Annotated in this window: 1 protein-coding gene; it reads left to right on the forward strand. The window is 43.9% G+C overall.

Going from position 1 to position 2,994, the window contains the following annotated elements; all coding sequences use genetic code 11:
* The first annotated feature begins 262 nt into the window (after positions 1–262).
* The gene (locus tag L1D50_RS22435; RefSeq protein WP_239966882.1) at positions 263–2,839 is read left to right on the forward strand and encodes a TonB-dependent receptor; all 2,577 of its coding nucleotides are present in this window, start codon (positions 263–265) and stop codon (positions 2,837–2,839) included.
* Positions 2,840–2,994: the final 155 nt, after the last annotated feature.

A 2,994-nucleotide genomic window follows, 5' to 3' on the forward strand; every position in this document is an offset into this window, starting at 1 on the left:
TAACTATTCATTTCAATTCAAGATTTAACAAACCCCGCTGGTGTTTAATCTTTCTCGAGGTCGACCTCTCAATCACAAGTAATACCAATTATCTTAATTAAGTGGTCTATTTTGAGGCGAGAAAACCTTGTCGATAACAAGGCAAAAATTTTGCTATTTAGTTGCTCTAAATAAGAAATTTTTAACGCAGTTAGCGTCAGATTTACTCCTTCAAACTGAGCAAGTATTAAGGCTAATTGGTATATGCACTCAAGGGGAATGTATGTTTCGCAATAATAAGAAAAAACTGGCTGTATTAATCAGCCAATCTTTGCTCGGCTCGGTACTTTTTGCACCGGGTCTAGCACTCGCTGAAGAAAGCAATAATCAAAAAGCAGCTAAAAATGGTGACGTTGAAGTTATTCAAGTCAGAGGGATCCGTGGTAGCGTTGTTCAATCACTCAATACAAAAAGATACTCTGACGCCATTGTCGATGCAGTAACAGCCGAGGACATTGGCAAATTTCCAGATCAAAACGTTGCCGAATCACTACAACGAATTACTGGTGTTTCAATCACCCGTAGTTTTGGTGAAGGTGAACGCGTTAGTATTCGAGGCACAGGTGAAAGCCAAAACCGGACCTTATTGAATGGTCAAGCCGTCGGCTCAGCGGATTGGTGGACCAACTCAGCGGCGAGCCGTGGTTTTAACTATACGATGTTACCCTCTGAAATCATTTCTGGGCTTGAAGTTTACAAATCACCCGAAGCCGATATTGACGAAGGCTCTATTGGTGGAACCGTGATTGTGAGAACTCGTAAGCCGCTTGATTTAGAAGCAAATAAGATTGCAGGTTCAATTATCGCACAGCACAGCGAAGTATCAGGTGAAACCGACCCGCAACTTTCTGCTATGTACAACTTTAAGACCGATGATGAGTCTTTTGGCGCCTTACTTTCCGTTGTGCGCCAAGAGCGTAACTTACGCCGTGATGGTATTGAAGCATGGTCTTGGACCTATCGTGATATCACACTTGAAGACGGTACCGTCGTCGACAATGTCTACAGCCCTGGCGGTGGTGGCTCAGCTATGTTCTCACAGCAGCGCGTGCGCACGGGTATAAACCTCGCCTTGCAATATCGTCCAAGTGAAAATATGGACATTGTATTCAATGCGTTAGACTCTACGCTTGAAGCCGATAATGAAAACCAAAACTTCCTCTGGTTACCCGGTTACGGCGGCTCACAATACACTGACATTACCGTTATCGACCACCCCGTAGTTGGAAAGATGGCCGTCGGCGGTACACTTGGATTATCTCCAGATGGGAATAACATTCTGGATGAGACCAAAGTACGTAACTCTGAGCTCAAAACCAAATTGTACGACTTAAAAGTTGAGCATCAAGGGCAACTTTGGGAATCTTCATATCACTTAGGTTACACAGAAGGTTCGGGGGGTTCACAAGCGGATCGCTCCGTTGGTTGGGAAGGTAACTATATTCACAGCTTTGATGCGTCACAAGAGGAAGACGTAAAGACCAGTTACACTGCCGATCCAAACGATGGTGATAAATGGAATTTAGGCTTTTTACGCTATGACAGCAATGACGCGAAAGATGATGAAACTTACTTTCAAGCTGATTTTAAGCGTCCAATTGATGTTGCTATCTTCAGCCAGATAAAAGTCGGCTTTAAATACCGTGATCACAGTCGTTTTAATACTAAGCACACAACGGACAATCGTACCGACTTAAACTGGAGTCTAGCTGACTACTCTAAAGCCATGCCATCTGATTACCTATCAGGCATAGGCTCATCGGGCACAACGCGCAGCTATGCAATTACTGATTCAGATAAAATACGCCAAGAAGGTGATGCGCTGGGTTGGAATTACCGAGTGTTGAAGGCCAGTACTTTCGATATCAATGAAAAAATTACCGCAGGCTACATTAAAGCGAACCTGGATGCAGATGGCCTACGCGGTAATTTAGGTGTAAGACTTGTAAATACCAAGCAAACCTCATCCGCGTTTGCAGGTGAGTCCGGTGCTGAGGTATGGACAACGGAAGAAAAGGACTACTTCGACATTCTTCCGAGCATTAACTTGGCGATTGACTTAGATGACGATTTATTAATGCGTTTTTCTGCCGCACGAGTTATGTCTCGCCCAGATTACGCCGATATGACGGCATCAACTTCATACAACCTAGAAACACAAACTGGCACTGGTGGTAATCCTGACATCGACCCATATCGAGCGACGCAGTTTGATACCGGTATCGAGTGGTACTTTAGTGACGCAGGTCTGTTTTCTGCGGTATTTTTCTACAAAGACATTCAGTCGTTTATTGAGAGCCAACCAGCACTTGAAACTCACGAAGGTAAAGAAGTGCTGATCAGCCGTCCTGTTAATGGTAAAGCGGGCCGTATTCAAGGTCTAGAAGTGGGTTATCAACAAGAACTATACGAAGGTTTTGGCGTTGCTGCTAACTATACCTATGTAGATGGTGAAGCCAAAGATGATGAAGGTAACGACATCACCATCCCTGGCAACTCTGAGCATACTGTTAACTTGAGTTCTTATTATGAAAACGAATTCATTAGTGCCCGTATCTCATACAACTTCAGAACAGGGTATGATACAGGTCGCGACTGGCCAGGATACATTGACGATTATGGTCAAGTAGATGCCAACCTCACCTATAACTACAATGAGAATGTGGCATTTATTCTTGAGGCCATCAACTTGACGGATGAACATACATTTAGCTATCAGGAAAAGGGAGTTGAGCAAGCACTAACAGGTGTCTATGCCGATGGAAGGCGCTTTAGCGCGGGGGTTAGATTTAACTTCTAACACCGAATAGCGAATGAAACTTTTACCGCTAAATCTGGTCTTATTAGCTGTAAAGAAATAGTTTCATGACTCGAATTAAGTCGCTTCCAAGCTAACACAGGTTCGACTTAGTAAACTCCCTGCCCGGAGTTCCAAAAAGCTGATAGCGTTTGCTA

The organism is Pseudoalteromonas sp. Isolate6 (assembly GCF_022398435.1).
Classification (GTDB): Bacteria; Pseudomonadota; Gammaproteobacteria; order Enterobacterales; family Alteromonadaceae; genus Pseudoalteromonas; species Pseudoalteromonas galatheae.

Bases quoted from the DNA above. Each gene is read 5' to 3' on its own strand.
- L1D50_RS22435 (WP_239966882.1), top strand. From the start codon at position 263: ATGTTTCGCAATAATAAGAAAAAACTGGCTGTATTAATCAGCCAATCT.